Genomic DNA, 18,688 nt, shown 5'->3' on the forward strand with positions numbered 1-18,688 from the left:
CTACCGGGCTCGCTCGGCGCGGTGTCTCAGTGTGTGCTGGCACCCAGCGCCGCACTGATTTCCTCGGCATTCGGTTCGGCCAGGTTGTAGCGGGCGAGCAGCTCGCCGTAGCTGCCGTTCTGTTTGATCTGGCCGAGAGCCGTGGTCAATTCTTCCAATAGCGCCTGGTTGCCTTTGCGCACGGCCAGCCCGATGACCACCGGATAGATCAGTTCGCTGGAACTGATAACGGTTTTGCCCTGCAGTTTTTCTACGGTGATCTTGGCTACCGCAGGATCTTCCATCTGCACGTCGACCGCCTGGGCCAATAGGGCCTGAGCCGCTTCGGGCGAGGTCGGGAATTCACGAGACTGGATCGCCGGCTTGCCCGAGGCCAGGCAGTATTCGGCGGAAACCTTGTTGAGCTTGGGAACCCAGGATGCGCCCTTGATTGAGCCCACGCGCTTGCCGCAAAGGTCTTCCGGTCGCTGTGGCCTAAAGTCGCCGGCACTGAGCACCATCAGAGAGGAGCCGGTCTTCAGATAGCTGAGAAAGTCCACCTGCTTGGCGCGTTCCGGGGTGACATACAGCGCCGAGGCAACCACATCGAAGCGTTGGGCATTGACGCCCAATATCAGGTTGGCAAAGCGGGTATCGAGGAAGCGCGGCTCCAGCCCCAGTTGCTTGCCTATCAACTGCATGAACTCGGGGTCGAAGCCCGATGGCTGCTTTTGCTCCAGATAGGTGTAGGGCGGGTAGGTAAGGTCGGAGCCTACCGACAACTCTCCCTGTTTCAGCGTGCCCTTGATCTCTGCGGCAGACACTAGCGGCGCCACGCACGCCAGGGCTATCGTCAGCGCCACGTTGCGCGTGGTTTTCTTGCCCGTCAGACCTTTTTGCATGTTCGTTATCCTCTGTTGGTGAAAGCAATATGGCTATGATTGTTCAACAATCTATTGTTTTAATTAAAGCCATTATCATGCCAAGTAACGATTTTAAGACCGATTTGAATGTTTTTCGTCTCTGAAACGCCTTTTATGGGCAGGCGGGTATATCAAAGCGGTGCGATTCGTTACCGAACGCTACGTCGTGGCGCAAGAGAAATGGATTTTTGCGCGGGGAAGAGGCGGAGTTGTTACCGGCGGGCAACTGCAACAGCTGATGGGTACGCTGTGCGAAGCAGTGCTCAAACACGGGGTGATCCCTGTCGATGAAGATCCGGTATGGATGCTTATCCCGGGCGTCAAGAAGACTCATCGCGCCGATGGTTGGGCCATGCCACCAGCTCGTTTGTGGACTTGGCAGCAGTCTTTTTACGATTTCAACCCGAGCCGTGCCGGTGAGTATGGTAGAAACCTTCTGAGCAGCTGGAGCTGCAAGCAGGTCTGTGACGACTTCGCCGGCTGCATGACCCATGCTCGCCGCAAGTTTTGCGATTTGTATGCTGTTAGCAAGTTCTAGGTCGCGGAGAAGGCACAGTCCTTGATCGACGTGTTCAAGATTTAATAGCTTCGTTTAATTCTTAGAGATATTTTTTGAACGTCGCCGCTGTGATAGCCGTGGTCACCCCGAGCATCACGGCGCAAGGCAGAAATACCGCCATGGGGTTGAGCGAAAAGGGCAGCGACAGGTAAAGGATCCAGGGCACGATCAGTAGTGGGATGACCGCTCGCTTGGCCCGGTGATAGACAAAGCTGCTTTCGCGCCCAGCTCCAAACTTGCGCAGGTCGCGGCGCATTAGGCCGTCGATAAAGCCGGTAAACATGGCCAGCAGAAACAGGGGGATCGCCAAGGCCAAAATGGTCAGGCGCACCACAAAGGTGAAGCTGACATACACCGCCGCCAGGACGAAATCCTCAATGCTCACATACAGCTGATTGATCCCGCTCCAGAAACCCTTGCCCTGGCTCGACACCCGCGCCTGCTGGGCAAAGTCTGCAAAACCGGTCTTGACCAACAACCAGTGGTTGAGGAAATCCATCCACTTGATAATCGTCTGCCCTGGTTGTTGGAGGATCAGTGAGGATTTGAAGTGCTCACTGAGCCAACTCAGTTCGCTGCTCAGCATTGCCTGACTGTGTCCCCAGCCTTGATCACCCCAAAACAGCAGCAGACCGGCCCACTCGATCAGGATCGAGAACAACAACGAGGCGATCAGCAAACCGATAATGCGCAGGAACAGGCCAATCGCCGAAACGATCAGCCCTGGGCGCTGGATCGGTTGCGGTGGAGGGGGCTGAACTGAAGTCATCCTTCTTGACTCCGCGAGGCTCACTGCCGGGGCGTCATTGTCACGGCACCTGCTGAGTAGGCGCACTTGAATCCACCACTGAGGAGGTACGTGGTGGCGTGGCGCGATCTGGATCGAAGTCGAGCGTCGGACCGCCACCGCTTGCACTCCACCAGTGCCCCGCCTGCTCGTTATAGCTGGCGCGCATCCGCTGAGTGAGCTCCTGCAAGTCTTTGGGCATGGCGTCGTCGGGCGAAGGCTTGGGCAGTGGCATACGGACTTTCCAGAGCTGACCACCCACTTGGAAGGAGAACATCTGCCCCTTGGGCAAGCTGACGATATGGGCCGGCTCGATCAGCGGCACGCTGGTGCTGCTGACTCGGTCTTGGGATGACGAGGTGAAGTCTGTGGTGGCATCCGGGTCGGACGTGTCAGTGGCGCCCGAGACCAAGGTTTTGGTCAGCACGTTGATTTTCGGCAACTGTTGGGTGAGCAGCTCGGCAGTAGCGGTTTCACGCACCCGGAGCATCTGTAGGGTGTTGAAGTTACCGATGACCTGGCCGGCTTTGGCGCGGTTACCGATACGTGCCTCGATATCGCTGAGGGTTTGGGTGTAAGCCGTCACCTGAATGCCTGCGCCACCGCCCTTGTTGATCAGCGGAATGAATTCATCGCCCATCAACTCGTTGAACTCATCGGCGTGCAGGTTGATCGGTAGCTTGTTGGCGCTGCTGTCCGCGGTAGGCAAGCCATGGTCGATACCATGCTTGTAGATATGCCCGGCCACCGAGACCAGGTCGGCGAACATGGAGTTGCCCACCGCCGCGGCGACCTCGGCATCGGTCAGGGCATCCAAGCCGACATAGACGATCCCGCGTTTGCGGATGATCTGCATCCAGTCGAAGATCGGTCGCGGATCCTCCAGGTCGGTGTAATTGGGGGCCAGCAACTGCGCAGTCTTACCGGTGGTGAGCTTCTCTAGTAGTGGCAGCAGTGAGGCAACGATTTTGTCGAAGTAGGTGCGGTCGTAACGCACTGCCGAGCGCAATCCATCCAGCACCGGGTCAAAGACCCGTTTCGCCGCCAGGTATTGTTCGATGGCCACCACGCGTTTTTCGCGTCCGACCATATGCCGAGGAATGTTCTTCTCGTTGAGTTTGCCTTCGAGTTGGACAATGACTGCCCAGGCCTGCGGGTCAGTCTTGGCGAAAAACTGCTGGGCGTACTCGATAAACAGCGCATCGATGTTGACCACATGCCGTTGGATTTGCAGGTAGTCCGGGCGCCGGCCCAGCTCGATCAGGGCTCGGGCGATGATATTGACGAAACGCCAGGCAAACTCGCGAAAGGCGGCAGAGTTGCCTTCACCGCTGAGTTGCCCGGCAATGCGCGAGGCCACCTCCGAGATACGCCCGAAGCGTCCTACGGCGTTGTAGCGGGCCGAAATCTCTGGCCAACCCAGATGGAATACATAGAATTCCTTATCCCGGCCGGCCCGTTTGGCCTCCACGTACATGCGTTTGAGCAGGTCGGCATCGCCTTTGGGGTCGAACACGATCACCACCTCAGGTTTGACGCGGTGGATGTCTTGGGTGATGTACACCTCGGCCAGGCGTGTCTTGCCCACACGGGTGGTACCCAGCACTAGGGTATGTCCGACCCGTTCGCCCAGTGGCAGATTGACTTCCATCTCATTCGGCTCAACCCCATGCAGTAGCGGTGAACCGCCTACAGGGGGCAACGGCCGTAGCGGATTGAAGGTGCTGTCCCACGCGGTGATTCGTGCCAGGGCCGACAGTGGAAACGGCGCATGCTCCAGGTGCCGCTCGAGACCGCGGGCCAGGCGGTGGCGGGTCGGGGGATCGACATAACAGGCCACGGCCGGGTCCTGGGCCTCGACCAGGCGCTGGGTGTGCAGGCGAGTCCAGCGAAAGCCGCGGCCCATGAACAAGCGCTGGCGGCTCACGGGGATCTGCCGACTGGTCAGTTCGTAGCGGGGCAAGCGACGGATATTGCGCCGATAGCGCAGCACGTCCCAGGCTTGGCGCAGTCGAATGAAACCAAACAAGGCATAGGCCAACGCCGCAACCAGGCCAATTTCGGGGGACAGCGCCACGGCCCAAGGTGAATACAGGCACAGCGCGGCGGCCGCGATGCAGATCGCTACGGTGTAAAGCTCCACTGCCGGCCGGAGCTTGGATTCCATCGCATGCTCGGCCATGGTCGGGGCTCACTGTTCCAGTGCCGTGGCGGTGATCAAGACGGGGTAGTGCTCGATCTGCAAGCGGGTGGCGATCTCGTTTCCGTTCACCGGGAGGATGGTGAGTCCCGGCGCCGCCGCTCGAATTCGGAGCAAGGCTTCGGTATCGGCGACCTCAACGGCCAGGCCGGCCGCACCCATTTCGCGCAGTCCAGCCGCGCGTTGACGCAGCCAGGTCAGTGATTGAGGATCGCCGCCGACGAGGAAGAAGGGTTGTAGGCCCGGCATGTTCAAGGTTCGGGGTGTGATCGGGCCACGACTCAAGTGGGAGCTGCGGACTGGCAGTATCCACGCCTCATCGGTAAACGTGGACAGATCGGCATGCATGGCCCGATCAGTCTGAACTCGGTCACTCCTCTGAGCACCCGTTACGTGAAAATAGGGCCGGGTGACGTCTTCCGGTGAATCTCCGACCACGGTCAATTCCGCCTGGGCGAAAGATGCCCGAAGCAGGATGCAATAACAGGTGAGGGGTATGCGCTTCATGGTGGTGTGACCTCGTTGAGGGAAATCAGCAGCCCTTCGAGTTGCCGGGAAAACCCCGCGCGGTAGCGCGCAGCCGGTGCACCTCCCGCTGGGCGGTGATAGCGCCCAGCCGCCAACACCCAATCACCGGTGACGGTGTGATGCTCACGCAGCAAGGCGGCGGTCACGGCGAGATTTCGATAAGGGTCGAGGGCGTCGCAGGGGCTGGAAAAATGGTGTCCCTGGTAACCCAGATTGGTTTGCCCGAGACCGACATCAATCCGCTTGGAGTCATGCTGGGCGAGCGCTAGGAGCAAAGCCTGGCACGCCGCCTGGCGGGTGGCGAAGCGATAAGGGCTTCCGGCGATATTCAGGGTCCAGGGCCAGGGCAGTAGTCGACCCCGGACGCGGACTCCACTCTCCTGCAAGGCAATGGCGAACAGCACCGTCGACGGGATGTCGGCGCGCTGTGCCGCCAGTTGGTAGGCGGGTGGCGGCAGTTCAGCGGCCTGAGTCGCCAGCGTCATCAGCATGAGTACCAGGCTACTCAGTGGAGGCGTTGCCATTGTCCATTCACCTGTTGGAAAGTCATAGGCAAAGGTCCTGGTGCACCGAAGCTGAACCAGTGACCCCGGTCATGGTTCAGGGTGATCTGCCGGCGTTGCACCCGGGCCGGGTCAATGCCGGCTTGACGCGCCCAGCTGCGCACACGCTCATCCTCACCTTGGCTGCCCACCAGGTAGATATCGAATGCCACGTCACGGCTTTGCAGGCGTTGCGCTTCGGCGGAACAGGCTGGGCATTGGTCCTCGACAAACAAGGCAGGGCGGGGCGCGACCGGTGAGCTTGCTGAGGACGGGGATGCCATGCCCTGGATGGGCAGCAGTCCGGGAAACAGCTTGGCCCAAGCGGCGTTGTAAGCGTTCTGGTAGGCCAGTTCGCGCTCGGCCCGCTTAGCCTCCAGCGTGACCTGTAATTCGGCATAGCGCTGACGTGCCTGGTCGCTCTCGGCTTCAATTCCGAGTGCGGTCAACGGGTCGAGGTTCGGGCTCCAGAAGCCACGTGGCCCAGCCTGGATGCGCTCGAAGCGTGACCACTCCTGCTCGGTGAGTCCCCAGTTCGCCGCTTGCGCGATGCGGGAGCGTGCCAAAGGCGTCGACGGCGTATCCTGAATCAATGATTGGGTCGTGACGGTATCACCGAGCGCAGAGCCTGCGGCCAGCAGCGACATGAGGCAGACGATGGTGGGTAGCGGCGCTCTGTTCATGATCGCTTCTCACGGCAGTGGCACGGTCTGATCGGGTTGACCCGTCACCGCGAAGAGTGCGGATCTTGGCTCCAGTGCTTTCAAGCGCCAGGCCCCGATTTGTTCACCGCTATGCAGCAGCCGGATATCCGTGAGCGAGCGACTGCCAGGCGGCGCGGTGGCGAGAAAGTGCTCACCCGCGCGGGACTCGACCGCCAGCACCGAGAACGGTGGTGAGAGTGCGACGAGCTGGGGGCTAGCGGTCTTTTTTGGTTTGGGCGCTGAAGATGTTGCGGGTGGGGTGGGTGACCGGGGCTTGAGGTCCAGAAGTCGTTGCTCGGCCTGCTCCAGGCGTGCGCGCAGCGCCGTCATGTCGGCCTCGGTGGCACGGGTGGCCAAACCCTTGCGCAGTTCTTGGATATCTTGCGCCCACTGATCCAACAGGGGATCGAGAGTATTGGCCTGTTGCTCGCCTGTATCGACTGCCAGTTTCAAGTCGTTCAATGCGAACTGCAGCTTTTCTTGCGCGTCCTTTAGGGTACTCAAATCGTGTCGCAAAATGTCCAGGGGCTGTAGGCGTTGGGTGGTCGTACTCTGCAGCTCGTCCAGACGCAGGTACTGGTTGTATAACTCACCGCTCAGGCCGGCGATCGCCAGGCAAAGGCCCCCAACGATGAGGGGTTGAAAGGTCGAGGCTTTCATGGGCGCGCCTCCGGTGAGCGGGACAGGACAGACGTCAGCGGCAGGGCGGCGAGATCGATTGTTTGTTGGGTGAAGCAGACCGAACGACTGCCTTCATCGACCGAGAGTGGCCAGGTCGGACCGGCCAGCACCTGCAGTGCGCTCCGCAGGGTGATGGGGCCAAGCCGGTAATGGGCTGCCGGCAGGGGCCGGGTGAAGAGCACTTGTACCGATGGGGTGGGCGGGCAGAGCGAATAGCCTGAGCGCTGGAGCACGTGGTGCAGGGCGTCCTGCACCGAGGGATTTAGGTTGGAGGGGATGGTCACCTCGATAATTTGCGCGAGAAGATCCCGCTGTTCTGGCGTGGGTTCCGTGCTGACCAGCGTATAGCGGCCGTAACGAAGTTCTGGCTGATGACGTTCTGATGCTACGCCTATGGGTCCCTGGGCCCGATTGGCACCCCTGTCGATCAGAGGTGGGGGTGATGAGGTACTGGTGACCTGCGCGGTGCAGGCGCTGAGCAGGCCCAGCAGGCAAATAGGCGTGAAGAAACGGCCCATAGAAAAAAATCCTCATGTCAGATTCAGTGCAGAATCTGACATGAGGAACAGGATCATTCAGTGAGAAAGCCGACTCAGGATGGGTCGTTTTAATGCATTGCACTTCACGTTGTTACTCTTCAAAAAACGGCGAGTCCGGCCAAGACAGGTTAATGGAGGATTTCATCCGAAATGGACAGTGTAGATAGCGTGCTGGGAGTGCCTGCAGATACAAAGTGCCCCTTCAGTGGCGGCCTTCGGCGGTTTTGGAAGGGTTAGCGTGTGCTATCTTTTTTTGATAGCATAAGACGCATGAAGAACAGGCACCGAAAAACTATGGAAGCTATCTACCGCACGCCAACCAGCGCGGCGGTAGTTTTTTCTGACATTGAGGCCTTGGTCATTCATCTGGGCGGCCAGGTACTGGAGCGTGAAGGCTCGCGGGTCAAGCTCGTACTGAGAGACGCGCAATGGCGCTGCCATCGACCGCACCCAGGAAAAGAAGCCAAGAAGTATCAGGTAGAAGAAGCTCGCGAGTTTCTTCAGCGAGCAGGAGTTGAGCTATGAACAGCATGACCTATAAGGGCTATACGGCTCGAGTCGAGTTTGATGAGCGTGACGACATCTTCGTCGGCCGAGTGTTGGGTGTGCGCGACATCATCAGCTTTCACGCCGATTCCGTGGCCGAGCTGCGCGCCGAGTTTGCTGCCGCTGTAGAGGATTATTTGGCTGACTGTGCTGAGCAAGGGCTCAGCCCTGAGAAGCCAGCCTCTGGAAAAGTGATGCTGCGCATTCGTCCCGAAGTGCATGCTGCCGCGACCATTGCTGCCCAATCCGCCGGCAAGAGTCTGAACCAGTGGGCTGACGAAGTGTTCGAGCGTGCTACGCACGCGTGATGCCAGACAGCAAAAAGCCCGCACCGGCGGGCTCTCTGTAGATAGGGCCAAATCCTTTTGGCTGACCGCACGATGCTTGGCAGATGTGACGAAGGCATGACAGGGCGGATACGATTAAAGCCCGATGCTTTGCCGGGCGTATCATCCTGAGCATGTAAATCATGCTCCATTGATTTAGTTCAGCTGTTTGGAAGATCTTCCTCTGCCGCTGAAGGCGATTGTGTGCCTCTACCGATCTCTCATGCCCGAAGCGTGTTCTTCGCTGGACGATTGCAGTCTTGAAGACTTGAAACTTCTTCAATCCCAGCAACAGCTCATCGTCTTCCCTTCGTTTGCTGTGGTCAGTTGACGGCGGGACATTCATCCACAAGATTGTGTCTCCATGCTGGGTGCATATGAACAAGGCGCCCGAAGGCGCCTGTAAGGGTTAAAGCCAGCCATATTCGGCCAGGGAGAGGGGACGGCCTTCGCCTACGATAAAGTGATCCAGTACACGCACTTCGACCAAGGCCAGGGTTTCCTTCAGGCGTGCGGTCAGAAGGCGATCTGCCTGGCTGGGTTTCGTACAACCTGAGGGGTGGTTGTGAACCAAAATGGCAGCGCCCGCGTTATGCGCCAGAGAGCGCTTAACGACCTGTCGCGGATAAACGCTGGCGCCGTCGATGCTGCCGTAAAACAGAATTTCGAACGCCAGCACCCGGTGCTTAGCATCTAGAAAAATCACACCGAAAACTTCATGCTCTTGTTGCGCAAGCTGCAGTTTGAGATAGGCCGCCACGGCGTCAGGTGAGGCCAGGTCGGGGCCGCGGGAGAACAGCCGACGATCCAAAATAAGCAGGGCTTTGTCGATCACTCGGTTTTCCTGGGCGATACGATCGGCCTCGAAATCCATGTTTTCAATCAGCATGAGTTGGGTTCCCATGGTAGTGCCTCCGATGGAGTCATTAGGGGGATGCACCCCAGGGGAGTGGTCTCCCCAGTTGGGTATGAAATGGCGGGCGTTAGCCGATGTTGCGTCGTTTACAGCCGAGTGAATTGGTGGCGTTGACCCGATTGGGGCGAACCACAACCATCACAGGGCAACGAGGAAAAGGTTTTGATTCCCCAGCCGGCCTCGGCGTCGAAGTCAGCACTGATGGGCATCAAGTGCATCAGTCCAGATTGGATAGCAGCGAGACGTTTCTCGACTTCATCCGGTGTGTCGTAGAGCGATAATGCGCTGTAGTCCTCGTAAGCGGCAGCGAACAGGCAGTCGTCGCAAAGCCAGAAGGATTCCATGGTGGTTCTCCTGTGCTGAGTGAGGTACAGGCGCTCGACGGAGCGCCTGGGTGAGGAACATCGCGGACTGTTCAGATGGACTGAACCGTGTGGGTAGCGTCACGGCTAGCGGTGTATGGAGAGGGTTGAGTTTCAGGTTCGAGCTGAGCCTCTGTTGGGATTGCGCTCTCCTCAGACTTGGTCTCCGCCGACGCTGGAGAGGACTCATAATTTGGCGCGTGCTCCGCAGGGGCTGGTGCTTCCTGCCTGGCGGGCGCTTTGTACTCGAGCGAGCCGTTGACCTTGATCCAGTCGATGAAAAGCAAACGACCTTTCAGGCTTGCGCCTGGCTGGCCTTGTCTCTCACCTTTCTCGTAGAGAAACGGATCGATCCACAGATCACCGATACGAAACGACAGCAAAACCTTTTTCTCGGCTTTGACGGCGTCCATATAGAGACGAATCAAGCGTTCAGCTTCGCCGCCAGCGACTTTGCAATCGAAGCGGGTGTATTCCACCGCATCGGTGGAACCGTGTAGAGCGGCTATATCGCAAGCCATGAATGGTTGGCCGCGGCGGACTTGTACTTCACGAACACGGTTGAGGTAGCCAATACCGACGGTGTGCAGATTGAAGTAGGTGATGGCTTCTTGGGGTTGGTTGGCGTGGGCCATGATGGTTTCTCCTGTTACATGGGAAAACGGCGACACACACTCCCTGGACGGGGAAGTGCGCCCCCGTCAGGGTGGGTAACGTAAAAGTCAGCAACGAACGACCCGTCAGCGGCAAGCCGATGACGAGCAGGATGCTGCACCTGGGGAATAGCGGTACGGTCGAAGAGCGTCCGCGGGAAAAGTCCGAGGACCTGGGGGAGTGGGCATTCATCACCGCTGAAACGGTAACCGTGCGAGCCTCCGAACGCTGATCGCACTTGGGTCAACCACCACGAACGTGGCGTAGCCTTAAAGGTTCTGGCTACCTGGGCTGGGCCGTCAACGACAGCGAACCACACCCTTTCTATAAACCTGGCAACGTCGCGCGTCAAGGCGCTGCAAGCCGATTGTTGACACCTGGAATACAGTGGCAATTAGAGGACTGAATAAAGTGAAGAGGGGCCCGGCGCGGGCCAGGCGAGGAAGAGAAAAACCACCTTTGACGGTCTTGCGCAGTCGAACGGCTCCTCGCAAAGCTTGATTCACTGCGTCATGATTCGCCAACCGACCCTTATCGTGGCCTGGGTCGGAACCTACTGGCACGCATCCGCGCACAAAGGGTGCCCAGTATTTCCCCGATGGGCGCCGGGGCTGAATATGAGCGTCGAAGCGGATGACCGCTATTGCCTGGCAGAGGCAACAGGGGGCATCCGCCACCACGATCAGGTCGAGCATGTAGTGGGGAAATTGTTCCACTGAGAAGAAGGCCCCGAACTCTGAGAGTCCGACCGAGCTACCCGGAGCTTATCGGTCTTGGGTCGCCATTGGCGATGCACCGAAACTACTACAGCAGAGACGCCGCGCCAGCGTCAAGTCTGAGCTCAACGCCTAGGTACTGCCGAGCAGGGCGGTCAATTGTTCCACCCTTTTCCCAAGAGAAATCCAGGTGTTTAGGCGACGCATCACTGGCGATGCGTCTCTTTTTTGAGGGGCAAAGTCCCCTTGCATGCCGGGTACCGGGAACACGACCAGAACAGGCCCGACTTTCCTTTACGCTGAAGCATCGTGTTGTTGCAAACTGGACACGTCGGACCGGCTGCGACAGACACCGCCAAGCTGAGCGTCCCACAGTGTTCGATCAATTGCGCAATCCAGCTTGCCTGCTTGGCGACGAACGCCTCGAGGGTCAGACGTCCTGCTTCGATTTCGTCCAGAGCCTGTTCCCAGATCGCGGTCATCCCCGGATCGGCGACTGTGGCCGGTACCGCCTCGATCAGGGTATGGGCCGCTGCCGAAGCCTTTAGGGCGCGTTTGTTCTTCAGTAAATAACCACGGTCGATCAAACCCTTGATGATGCTGGCGCGGGTGGCTTCGGTGCCGATGCCGGTGGTATCCCGCAGTTTCTGTTTCAGGCGGGAATCGCTGACCAGTTTGGCCACGTTTTTCATGGCCTTGATCAGCTCGCCTTCGGTGAGGGGTTTGGGGGCGGTGGTGCGCCGGGCCTTGAGTTCGACGTCGCTCACGGTGCATTGCGTACCTTGTTGTACGGCGGGGAGTAGCTGGGACTTTTGGCTCGGTTCATCGTCTTCGGCGCTGTCGTCGAGCAAACCTTTCCAGCCCTGGGCCAGGATCTGTTTGCCCACCGCAGTTAACCGCTGTCCACCGCACTCCAGTTCGGCCTGGGTCCGATCAAACTCATGATGCGGCAGAAATTGCGCCAGGTAATGGCTTCGGATCAGTTCGTAGACTTGGCGCTCGGGTTCGGACATCCGTGCCAGGTTCGCAGGCTCGGTGGTGGGGATGATGCCGTGGTGCGCGGTGACCTTGGCATCGTTCCAGGCCCGTGAGCGCAACGAGCGATCAAGCCTGCCGAACGCGCTTTGCAAGGCAGGATCGGTGGTGAGCAGGGCCTTGAGCACTGCAGGTACCTCGTCGAACATATTCTCGGGCAAAAAGCGGCAATCGCTGCGCGGATAGGTGGTGGCTTTATGGGTTTCATACAGGGCCTGGGCGATATTCAGGACTTCCTGAACACCGAACCCCAGTTTGCGCGAGCAGACTTCCTGCAGCGTGCTCAGGTCGAAGGGCAGGGGTGGTGCTTCGCGGCAATGCTCAGTCTGCAACGAGAGCACTGTGGCGATCTTGCCGCCAGTGATCGCTCGGAGCGCCTGACGGGCAAGTGCCTGCTGCAGGCAACGACCGGCGTCATCTCGTCCCGAGCTGGGTGGTAACCACGACGCGATGAAACGCTGACCCATCGAGGACAGGTGCACCTCCACGTCCCAATAGGGCACCGGGACAAAACTGGCAATCGCACGATCCCGATCGACCACCAAGCGCAGGGTCGGGGTCTGCACCCGTCCCACCGACAGCACCCCGTCGTAACCCCCACGCCGACCGAGGAGGGTAAACAGCCGACTCAGGTTCATGCCGATTAGCCAGTCGGCGCGGCTGCGGGCGAGGGCTGCATGGTAGAGCGGAAAGGTCTCCTCGCCGGACTTCAGTGCGGCCAGGGCTTTGCGAATCGATGCCTCGTTGAGTGCGGACAACCAGAGGCGCTGAAGGGGCCCTCGATAGTGGCAGAGCTCCAATAATTCACGGGCAATCATCTCACCTTCGCGGTCGGCGTCGGTGGCGATGACGACGCTGGAGGCTTCGCTGAGCAAGCGCTTGATGACCTTGAACTGTGCGGTGGTCTTGGGTTTGATCTCGACTTTCCATTGTTTGGGAATGATGGGTAGCTGATCCAGCGACCAGTTCTTGTACTGCTCGCCATAGGCTTCGGGCGGAGCGGCCTCGAGCAGGTGGCCGATGCACCAGGTAACGGTGGAGTCGGTGCCAAGCAGGCAACCATCATCGCGCCGGGTGGCGCCCAGCACTTTGGCAATGTCTCGACCTTGAGAGGGTTTTTCGCAGAGGAATAGACGCATAACACTGCTCCGGATGGGGTCCAGAGCAGCGTCGAGGGAAACCGCAGGGGTGGGCTATGAGAAACCTGAATGCCAGGCTCTCCACATTTGTCATGCCGGGAAGCCTAGCACTGAAGGGCGAACGTCAGGCTCACCAGAGGCGCACCTTGTAGGCCGGTCGCCCTTCGCTTTTGGGTTGATTACGCCTTGCGCTTCCTGGATTTTGCGGCTGCTGAAGAGCCCTGGCTGTTCGCCCGGGTTGTACTGTGTTCCCCGCGTTTCTCAGGACCCGCCTGTTCACTGGAACGCTCCCGCATGACCACGCTTTGCACGCGGTGCGGCAGGATGCCAACGCGGCGGGCCTCGATCTTGAAGGTCACCCGCGCATTGTCCTCGCTGTCCTCCCACTCGTCCTTGACCGTGCGGCCCTCCACCAGAATGCGCATGCCTTTTTGGTACAGCGTGCTCCAGTGTTCGGCGTCGCGGTGCCAGAGCTCTACTGGCGCCCAGTACCCTCCACGGTCTTCATAGTTGCCCTCGCGCGGCACGGGGTTGTCGAAATACACATTCAGCCGTAGCAAACGGCGCGGCTCGTCATGGCCGGAAGTGAATTCCTGGAACTCTGGCGCACTGCCGATGTTGCCTTCGCCGACAAAAAACGTACTCATGGTGATACCTCCACTATGGTGGTGAACTGGCGCAAAACCTGCTCGGCACTGGCCATTTTGATCGCGCAGGTGCTGGCCTGGCGAAACAGCGAATGCATCACGCTCATCTGCAGGTTCAGAGCAATGCGCTCGCATTCGAATCGGTACAGCCCTTCGCGCATGGCCGGCGACAGGGCGGGATTGGCCACTTGCTGCTCCCAGACCGCCACGCCCATGCGGGCGAAGTCACGGGTACGCCAGCGCAGGAAGGCGCTGCCGGCACCGGTGTTTTGCAGCACCAGACGCGTATCCAGCAGCGAGTAAGGTGGTCGTCCGGCCTGCTGCATGACGGCCTCCATCAATCGGCATAACTGCGCCTCGATGTCCCTCGCCACCTGCGCCAGGTGTACAAACTCCCCCTTACCCTTAAAAGGTTTTAAAAGGCCTTTTAGGGAGGCTGCGTGTTCGAGCTGTCGATAGGCATCCGCTGTCAGCACGTCGCAGGGGATCGATTGCGTCGGGTTGATGGGGCTCATGCTTGATCCTCCGGCTCAGGTAGGATCGCTGGCGGATCTTCCTCGTTGCCTACCAGGGCTTCGGTGTGAGCCATGGGCGCAGCACCACCGCGGATGATCGGCGGTGCAAACTGCGAGCGCCGCAGGCCTTCGAGAACGTCTTGTGGTGGCAAACCGAACTTGTCGATGGCCTCATGGGCCCGGGCGTTGTTCGCCGCCATGTCATCCCGGGTGACGGCGGCATGTCGATAGTGCTGCGCCAGGCCAAAGAGGCTGCGCAGCAGATGGGCACCGTCGTCGATCCAGGCTTCCATGTCGACGCGCCCGATCAGCGCGGTGTGATGGGCGAGTAAGGTGCGGCGCACCAAGGTGTCGTAGTCGGTCAACAGGTAAACCGCCAGAAAGCCCAACTGACTGCCGATGTACAGCGGCACGGTCACCGGATGGATGTTGAGGTTGTCGCCCATGTCGATCTGGGTCGGGAGGTCCTGCTTGACCCGATCCAGTTGCTGGATGAGTTGCAGCATTCCGGCCTTGGCCTGCAGCAATTTTTCTTCGAGTTGCAACATGGCCCAGTCGGCGTAGGGATCGTCGTGGACCGAGGCCTGTTTGATCAGGTTGGTGACGCTGATATAGCCGGCCATGCCCATGATCGGGTGCACGCCTTCGCGGGCCGTCCGGCCTTGCCAGATGCGCGCGGCGTGGTGAGTATGCAGGGTCAGGGTGATGCTGCTGCGCAATGAGCCCAGGTTGAGTTGGTAGTGATCGGCCACGGTGTTGTCCTCGCAGGTGCTTGGGCGAGAACATTGCGGCGGAGGATCTGCAAGAGCAGCCCAAAAGCTGAACCCGGTCTGTTCGGTTTGCCGAGGTTGGAAGGATGTCGCTGATCGCTCCCTGGCGTGATGCCCGGGGCATCAAATCCACTGAGGTCCACGACCAGTCCGGAGACCTATGGACCCCTGAGGCGGTTGTTTTCCTCGAGTGAAAGAGAGGCTGGCAGTTATTAGACTTGATGCCACTGGCATCAAATCTACTAACTGCCAGGGCGTTTCGCGGGGAGCTGACGCAACTCATCCAGGCAGGCTTGCACCAAGGGTGATAGCGGCTCGCCCGGCTTTTTGGATCGTGGTGGTGGTGGTGGTGGTGGTGGTGGTGCAGTTGAGCCTGAGCTGACGACGGGTGACGCTGCGGCCTGCCCGGCCCAGGGATGGAATTCACCGCGTAGCGCACGCTGGATCAGGCCCATCAGGTACGCGGTGGGTTTGCGGATGCCACCGGCCGCGCAGCGGGCCCCCGCCTCGTTTAATACCGCCTGGCGATCACCGGGCTCCAGTTTGTTCAGCGCAATGAACGCGGCCTGTTGCTCCTCAGGGCGCAGATGCAATTCAGCAGGCCACTGCAAACTCGGCTTTTCCATACCGGAGTTCACGTGCAGTACAGTACTAATACGTTCTTTAAATACAGTACAGGCAGCGTTCGGATTCCGAACGCTGCCGTGAATGCGGGGTTCTAGACCGAGTTCGGACTCCGAACTAGGGGTTGCACGAATCCGAACGGCGGCCATTTCACCTAGTTCGGATTCGTGCAGGGGGGCATCGGCCGCGGGTGTCGCCAAGGCGTGCTCGGCTAAACGTTCACCCAAGACATCCAGCCGGGTGGGCAGCCGTCGCTGATCAATATCGGTATCTCGCTGTATCTCCTCCAGAACGTGTTGCGCAACGATGCGAACGTTCTTGGCGGCGTGATCGAGGCAATGCCCGATCAGTTCTAAATAGTCCGGATCCAGTTCCATGGCTTCGGCAGGAGTCAGCGGCTCGTCATGCAGCACATACAGCGACCCTTGCAGGCGCCCACTGGTTGGGTTGCGTCCGCGCGCTACCAGGCTTAGCCAGCGGGTGAGCCGGAGCACGGTGAGCACGCGGGCGATGGTCTCGCGAGAGGCCGCAGGGCCATAGGGAACGGTCGACAAATAAGGCTGCAAATCTTGATAGCAGGGTGTTGCCAAGCCCTGGCCGTCCAATAACAAGCGTAACACCTGCCAGGCGTTGCGCTCGAGAGGCGTCAAGCGACTGTCCAGCAGCAGGCGACGTGGCACAGTATCGAGGGATTGGCCGCTGTACAGAAAGCCGGCCTGCAGGCCGTAGGCGGAAGGTTTGGGGGACGCTGGACGGGCAGGCCACTGATCCTCTAACTGTCGGGCGCACTGGTGCAGCACCCCTTGCCAACGGGAGGTCGTCATAGCGTTCACGGCTGTGTGCTGTGTTGCGCGATTTGCTGCCAGACCACCACCAAACTGATCTGTTGTTCTTCGGCCAGCATCATCATCGCGTCGAGTTGATCCTCGCTGCCTTCCTGCTCACGCAACTGGCACCATCGCCGCCAGAGTGCATGCTCTTGCGATTCGCTGAGGTGATGAGGACGGCCCTTACGGGTTTCGATTTTGAGCAGACGGCGGCGCATCGCGGTTTCCGAATGGGCCAAGCCGAAGCACTGGTACATAATGGTGCTGCTGGCGCCGAGTTTGAGGGCCCGGTTGATCAACCGTTCGTTCTGTTCGTCGCGATCGGCTTGCTCAATCAAGCGCCGCAGCACCGGTGAATCGATGCGGATTTCCACCCAGGACACGCTGGCATGGGCCAGGCGCGACAAGGTGGTGGGCGGTAAGGATTGCAATAGATTGAGGTCGTCTTCGCCCAAGCCTAATGCCTTGCAACGCTGCCAGTTGCCCTGACGCAGTTCATGCAGCACTTGGGTCAGCATGGCCTGATTGAGCAGATTAAAGGACTGGCTCATGGCAGTTTCTCCGGAGGGGCGAGCGAAGGCTCAAGCGTTTGATCGATCAGGCGTCGGGCTAGGCGGATAAGACGAAAGAGCTGGATAAACTGTTCGTCAGGCAGACGCTCCAAGCCCACATTTATGGCGGGGCGATCGTTCAGCGGGACCTCGTAGGCGCCAATGAGCAGTTGTCCGAACAGAGCCGCGGGCAGGTGTTGGCGATCCTCCCAATGGACCTCGTCATGCGCCCGCAACAGGGCGGTCAGCAGCAGCTGAATGCCGGTGGCCCGGGGTGAGCTCTGATCGAGCGGTTCCACCCGCAGGGCATAGCCGAGCCCGTCCAGCTGCTCGACCACGCTGTCGGCCTCTACGGCGTAACTCGCCAGGTGTCGTGCCAGGTTGAAGATGGCGGAACGTAGCTGCTCGGGGGTGTCGTGTGCGGGCTCAATGTGCCAGAGGTCGCCCACTGTGTGAAACCCATTCGCCTGGGGCCGCGTGGGGCCGACGGCAGGTTCCTCAACGTTTGACAGTGACTCGTTCATGGTCTCGCGGGCGATCAGCTCGCGGATGTCCTGAACCCGTGAAGGGGGACTGTGTGGCGCTGCTAGCGGTTCATCTATCTGTACAGACAACTGCGCTGTTTTTTCTCTATCGGGAAGCCGAGCGTCAGGGGAGGAGGGGCAAGATTCAAGAGCGGGTGGGGCTGACACGAGCGGGCTCAAAGGTTGACCGATTTCGGGCAATGGGGTTACCACAATGCCTGGTTGCGGCTGCGGGCGTTGACTGGCGGTCAGCTCCAACGCCAGCATGCGATGGGACTGTCCGAGCACCTGGCTCATTCGCTCAAGGAGCTCATCCTGAACACGCTCGACGTCAAAGTCCTCTGGCTCTGCATCAAAGCGGGCCAATGTGTTGAGCCAGAACTCGTTGAAGGCATAGGCGTTCGACGGGTAGCGGTTCCAGGTCTGCTCGGCTTGGTTGCGCAGGCTAATCAAACGCTCGACTTGATGTTTTCCTAAGCCGGCATAGAGCACTTGCGGAATGGCCGGCAGCAGGTGCTCCAGGGCGCCGAGCATCCGGCTGAGGTGCGCCTGTGAAATCGGATAACCACCGGCTGCCAGGCGGGTGGCCAGTTCGCGTTGTGGCAGCGCGGCGCCCTCCTGTTCAAACATAGCCTTAAGTTTGGCGACCGCCAGCGCCCGCTCGATGAAGGTGAGCTGGCCGTGCAGGTCGCTTTCGGCCAAGTGGCCGAGCAGGGCGCTGACTTCATGGGTCCAGGGTTTGAACAGGCAGTGAATGCGAAAGAAACGTTCATCACGGGTTTCTTGCCACAGCTCGCCGAGGATCGCCAGACGGGTATTACCGCCGTTGCGGATGATGAAGGATGCCTCACCGGGACGTCGGGTAATCGGGGGCGGCTGATCCAAACCACGCTCGCGGATCGAGGCCTTGAGCTCGTCGTAGAGGGGGTTACGGAGAAAGCGCGGGTTGTGTTCATACGGTCGCAGCTGCTCTAGGGTCACCAACATGGGCGTATCGACGAGAGGGTCGGCTATTTGATCCACCTCAAGGCGGTGCCCGAAGTGGCCGGTCATCAGCTTGCCGCTGATGTCCTCCTGAGTCGGCTTTTTCATTC

Annotated in this window: 22 protein-coding genes; 4 read left to right on the top strand and 18 right to left on the bottom strand. The window is 59.7% G+C overall.

What is annotated here, in order from left to right; translation table 11 throughout:
- Window positions 1-26 precede the first annotated feature (26 nt).
- Window positions 27-881, bottom strand: a complete 855-nt coding sequence (locus tag ACX3YD_RS09585; protein ID WP_151141586.1) for an ABC transporter substrate-binding protein — start codon at window positions 879-881, stop codon at window positions 27-29.
- A 187-nt stretch (window positions 882-1,068) separates the two neighbouring features.
- Between ACX3YD_RS09585 and ACX3YD_RS09590 the strand changes: the two genes are divergently transcribed.
- Window positions 1,069-1,440, top strand: a complete 372-nt coding sequence (locus ACX3YD_RS09590; protein WP_458959772.1) for an IS66 family transposase — start codon at window positions 1,069-1,071, stop codon at window positions 1,438-1,440.
- A gap of 61 nt (window positions 1,441-1,501) precedes the next feature.
- Here ACX3YD_RS09590 and ACX3YD_RS09595 read toward each other — a convergent pair whose 3' ends face one another.
- From ACX3YD_RS09595 to pilL2, 7 genes are read right to left on the bottom strand one after another with little or no spacing between them, the layout of a single operon-like run.
- The gene (locus ACX3YD_RS09595) at window positions 1,502-2,230 is read right to left on the bottom strand and encodes a TIGR03747 family integrating conjugative element membrane protein (RefSeq protein WP_458959773.1); all 729 of its coding nucleotides are present in this window, start codon (window positions 2,228-2,230) and stop codon (window positions 1,502-1,504) included.
- Window positions 2,231-2,270: 40 nt separating this feature from the next.
- Window positions 2,271-4,430, bottom strand: coding sequence for a type IV conjugative transfer system coupling protein TraD (gene traD, locus ACX3YD_RS09600; RefSeq protein WP_458959774.1), 2,160 nt, complete (start codon window positions 4,428-4,430; stop codon window positions 2,271-2,273).
- Window positions 4,431-4,439: 9 nt separating this feature from the next.
- Window positions 4,440-4,955, bottom strand: coding sequence for an integrating conjugative element protein (locus ACX3YD_RS09605; RefSeq protein WP_458959775.1), 516 nt, complete (start codon window positions 4,953-4,955; stop codon window positions 4,440-4,442).
- Window positions 4,952-5,500 (bottom strand): lysozyme family protein, encoded by a 549-nt coding sequence (locus ACX3YD_RS09610; RefSeq protein ID WP_458959776.1) that lies wholly within the window; start codon window positions 5,498-5,500, stop codon window positions 4,952-4,954. The genes ACX3YD_RS09605 and ACX3YD_RS09610 overlap by 4 nt, the downstream gene beginning before the upstream one ends.
- Entirely contained in the window at window positions 5,482-6,201 is a 720-nt protein-coding gene (locus ACX3YD_RS09615) for a TIGR03759 family integrating conjugative element protein (protein WP_458959777.1), read from the bottom strand. The genes ACX3YD_RS09610 and ACX3YD_RS09615 overlap by 19 nt, the downstream gene beginning before the upstream one ends.
- Before the next feature lie 9 nt (window positions 6,202-6,210).
- Complete coding sequence (locus ACX3YD_RS09620) at window positions 6,211-6,882, bottom strand: chemotaxis protein (protein WP_458959778.1); 672 nt, start codon at window positions 6,880-6,882, stop codon at window positions 6,211-6,213.
- The gene (pilL2, locus tag ACX3YD_RS09625; RefSeq protein ID WP_458959779.1) at window positions 6,879-7,421 is read right to left on the bottom strand and encodes a PFGI-1 class ICE element type IV pilus protein PilL2; all 543 of its coding nucleotides are present in this window, start codon (window positions 7,419-7,421) and stop codon (window positions 6,879-6,881) included. Before pilL2 ends, ACX3YD_RS09620 begins: the two co-directional genes overlap by 4 nt.
- Before the next feature lie 315 nt (window positions 7,422-7,736).
- On the opposite strand from pilL2, the gene ACX3YD_RS09630 reads away from it, so the two are divergent.
- The gene (locus tag ACX3YD_RS09630) at window positions 7,737-7,967 is read left to right on the top strand and encodes a type II toxin-antitoxin system HicA family toxin (RefSeq protein WP_458959780.1); all 231 of its coding nucleotides are present in this window, start codon (window positions 7,737-7,739) and stop codon (window positions 7,965-7,967) included.
- Window positions 7,964-8,296: a type II toxin-antitoxin system HicB family antitoxin gene (locus ACX3YD_RS09635; RefSeq protein ID WP_151141604.1), complete on the top strand. Its 333-nt coding sequence runs from the start codon at window positions 7,964-7,966 to the stop codon at window positions 8,294-8,296. The genes ACX3YD_RS09630 and ACX3YD_RS09635 overlap by 4 nt, the downstream gene beginning before the upstream one ends.
- 427 nt (window positions 8,297-8,723) lie before the next feature.
- Here ACX3YD_RS09635 and radC read toward each other — a convergent pair whose 3' ends face one another.
- The 3 genes from radC to ACX3YD_RS09650 form a co-directional block, all read right to left on the bottom strand.
- Window positions 8,724-9,218 (bottom strand): RadC family protein, encoded by a 495-nt coding sequence (radC, locus tag ACX3YD_RS09640; protein ID WP_458959781.1) that lies wholly within the window; start codon window positions 9,216-9,218, stop codon window positions 8,724-8,726.
- 98 nt (window positions 9,219-9,316) lie between these two features.
- Complete coding sequence (locus ACX3YD_RS09645; RefSeq protein WP_151141610.1) at window positions 9,317-9,574, bottom strand: hypothetical protein; 258 nt, start codon at window positions 9,572-9,574, stop codon at window positions 9,317-9,319.
- A 71-nt stretch (window positions 9,575-9,645) separates the two neighbouring features.
- On the bottom strand, window positions 9,646-10,227 hold the full coding sequence (locus ACX3YD_RS09650; protein ID WP_458959782.1) for an STY4534 family ICE replication protein: 582 nt from the start codon (window positions 10,225-10,227) through the stop codon (window positions 9,646-9,648).
- Window positions 10,228-10,346: 119 nt separating this feature from the next.
- Between ACX3YD_RS09650 and ACX3YD_RS09655 the strand changes: the two genes are divergently transcribed.
- Complete coding sequence (locus ACX3YD_RS09655; RefSeq protein ID WP_458959783.1) at window positions 10,347-10,478, top strand: hypothetical protein; 132 nt, start codon at window positions 10,347-10,349, stop codon at window positions 10,476-10,478.
- Between the two features lie 690 nt (window positions 10,479-11,168).
- On the opposite strand, the gene ACX3YD_RS09660 is transcribed toward ACX3YD_RS09655, so the two are convergent.
- The 7 genes from ACX3YD_RS09660 to ACX3YD_RS09690 all read right to left on the bottom strand — a co-directional run bounded on the left by ACX3YD_RS09660 (window position 11,169) and on the right by ACX3YD_RS09690 (window position 18,686).
- The gene (locus ACX3YD_RS09660; RefSeq protein WP_458959784.1) at window positions 11,169-13,136 is read right to left on the bottom strand and encodes a DNA topoisomerase III; all 1,968 of its coding nucleotides are present in this window, start codon (window positions 13,134-13,136) and stop codon (window positions 11,169-11,171) included.
- Between the two features lie 179 nt (window positions 13,137-13,315).
- Complete coding sequence (locus ACX3YD_RS09665; protein WP_458959785.1) at window positions 13,316-13,783, bottom strand: single-stranded DNA-binding protein; 468 nt, start codon at window positions 13,781-13,783, stop codon at window positions 13,316-13,318.
- A complete protein-coding gene (locus tag ACX3YD_RS09670; protein ID WP_458959786.1) occupies window positions 13,780-14,298 on the bottom strand; it encodes a DUF3158 family protein in 519 nt (172 codons plus the stop codon). Before ACX3YD_RS09670 ends, ACX3YD_RS09665 begins: the two co-directional genes overlap by 4 nt.
- Window positions 14,295-15,050, bottom strand: a complete 756-nt coding sequence (locus ACX3YD_RS09675) for a PFL_4669 family integrating conjugative element protein (protein WP_458959787.1) — start codon at window positions 15,048-15,050, stop codon at window positions 14,295-14,297. The genes ACX3YD_RS09670 and ACX3YD_RS09675 overlap by 4 nt, the downstream gene beginning before the upstream one ends.
- A 260-nt stretch (window positions 15,051-15,310) precedes the next feature.
- On the bottom strand, window positions 15,311-16,525 hold the full coding sequence (locus ACX3YD_RS09680) for an STY4528 family pathogenicity island replication protein (RefSeq protein WP_458959788.1): 1,215 nt from the start codon (window positions 16,523-16,525) through the stop codon (window positions 15,311-15,313).
- Window positions 16,522-17,070 (bottom strand): DUF2857 domain-containing protein, encoded by a 549-nt coding sequence (locus ACX3YD_RS09685; RefSeq protein WP_458959789.1) that lies wholly within the window; start codon window positions 17,068-17,070, stop codon window positions 16,522-16,524. Before ACX3YD_RS09685 ends, ACX3YD_RS09680 begins: the two co-directional genes overlap by 4 nt.
- Window positions 17,067-18,686 carry a ParB family protein gene (locus tag ACX3YD_RS09690; protein WP_458959790.1) on the bottom strand — a complete coding sequence of 540 codons (1,620 nt, stop codon included), beginning with the start codon at window positions 18,684-18,686 and terminating at the stop codon, window positions 17,067-17,069. Before ACX3YD_RS09690 ends, ACX3YD_RS09685 begins: the two co-directional genes overlap by 4 nt.
- Window positions 18,687-18,688: the final 2 nt, after the last annotated feature.

Source organism: Pseudomonas fluorescens group sp. PF-1, from assembly GCF_054481335.1.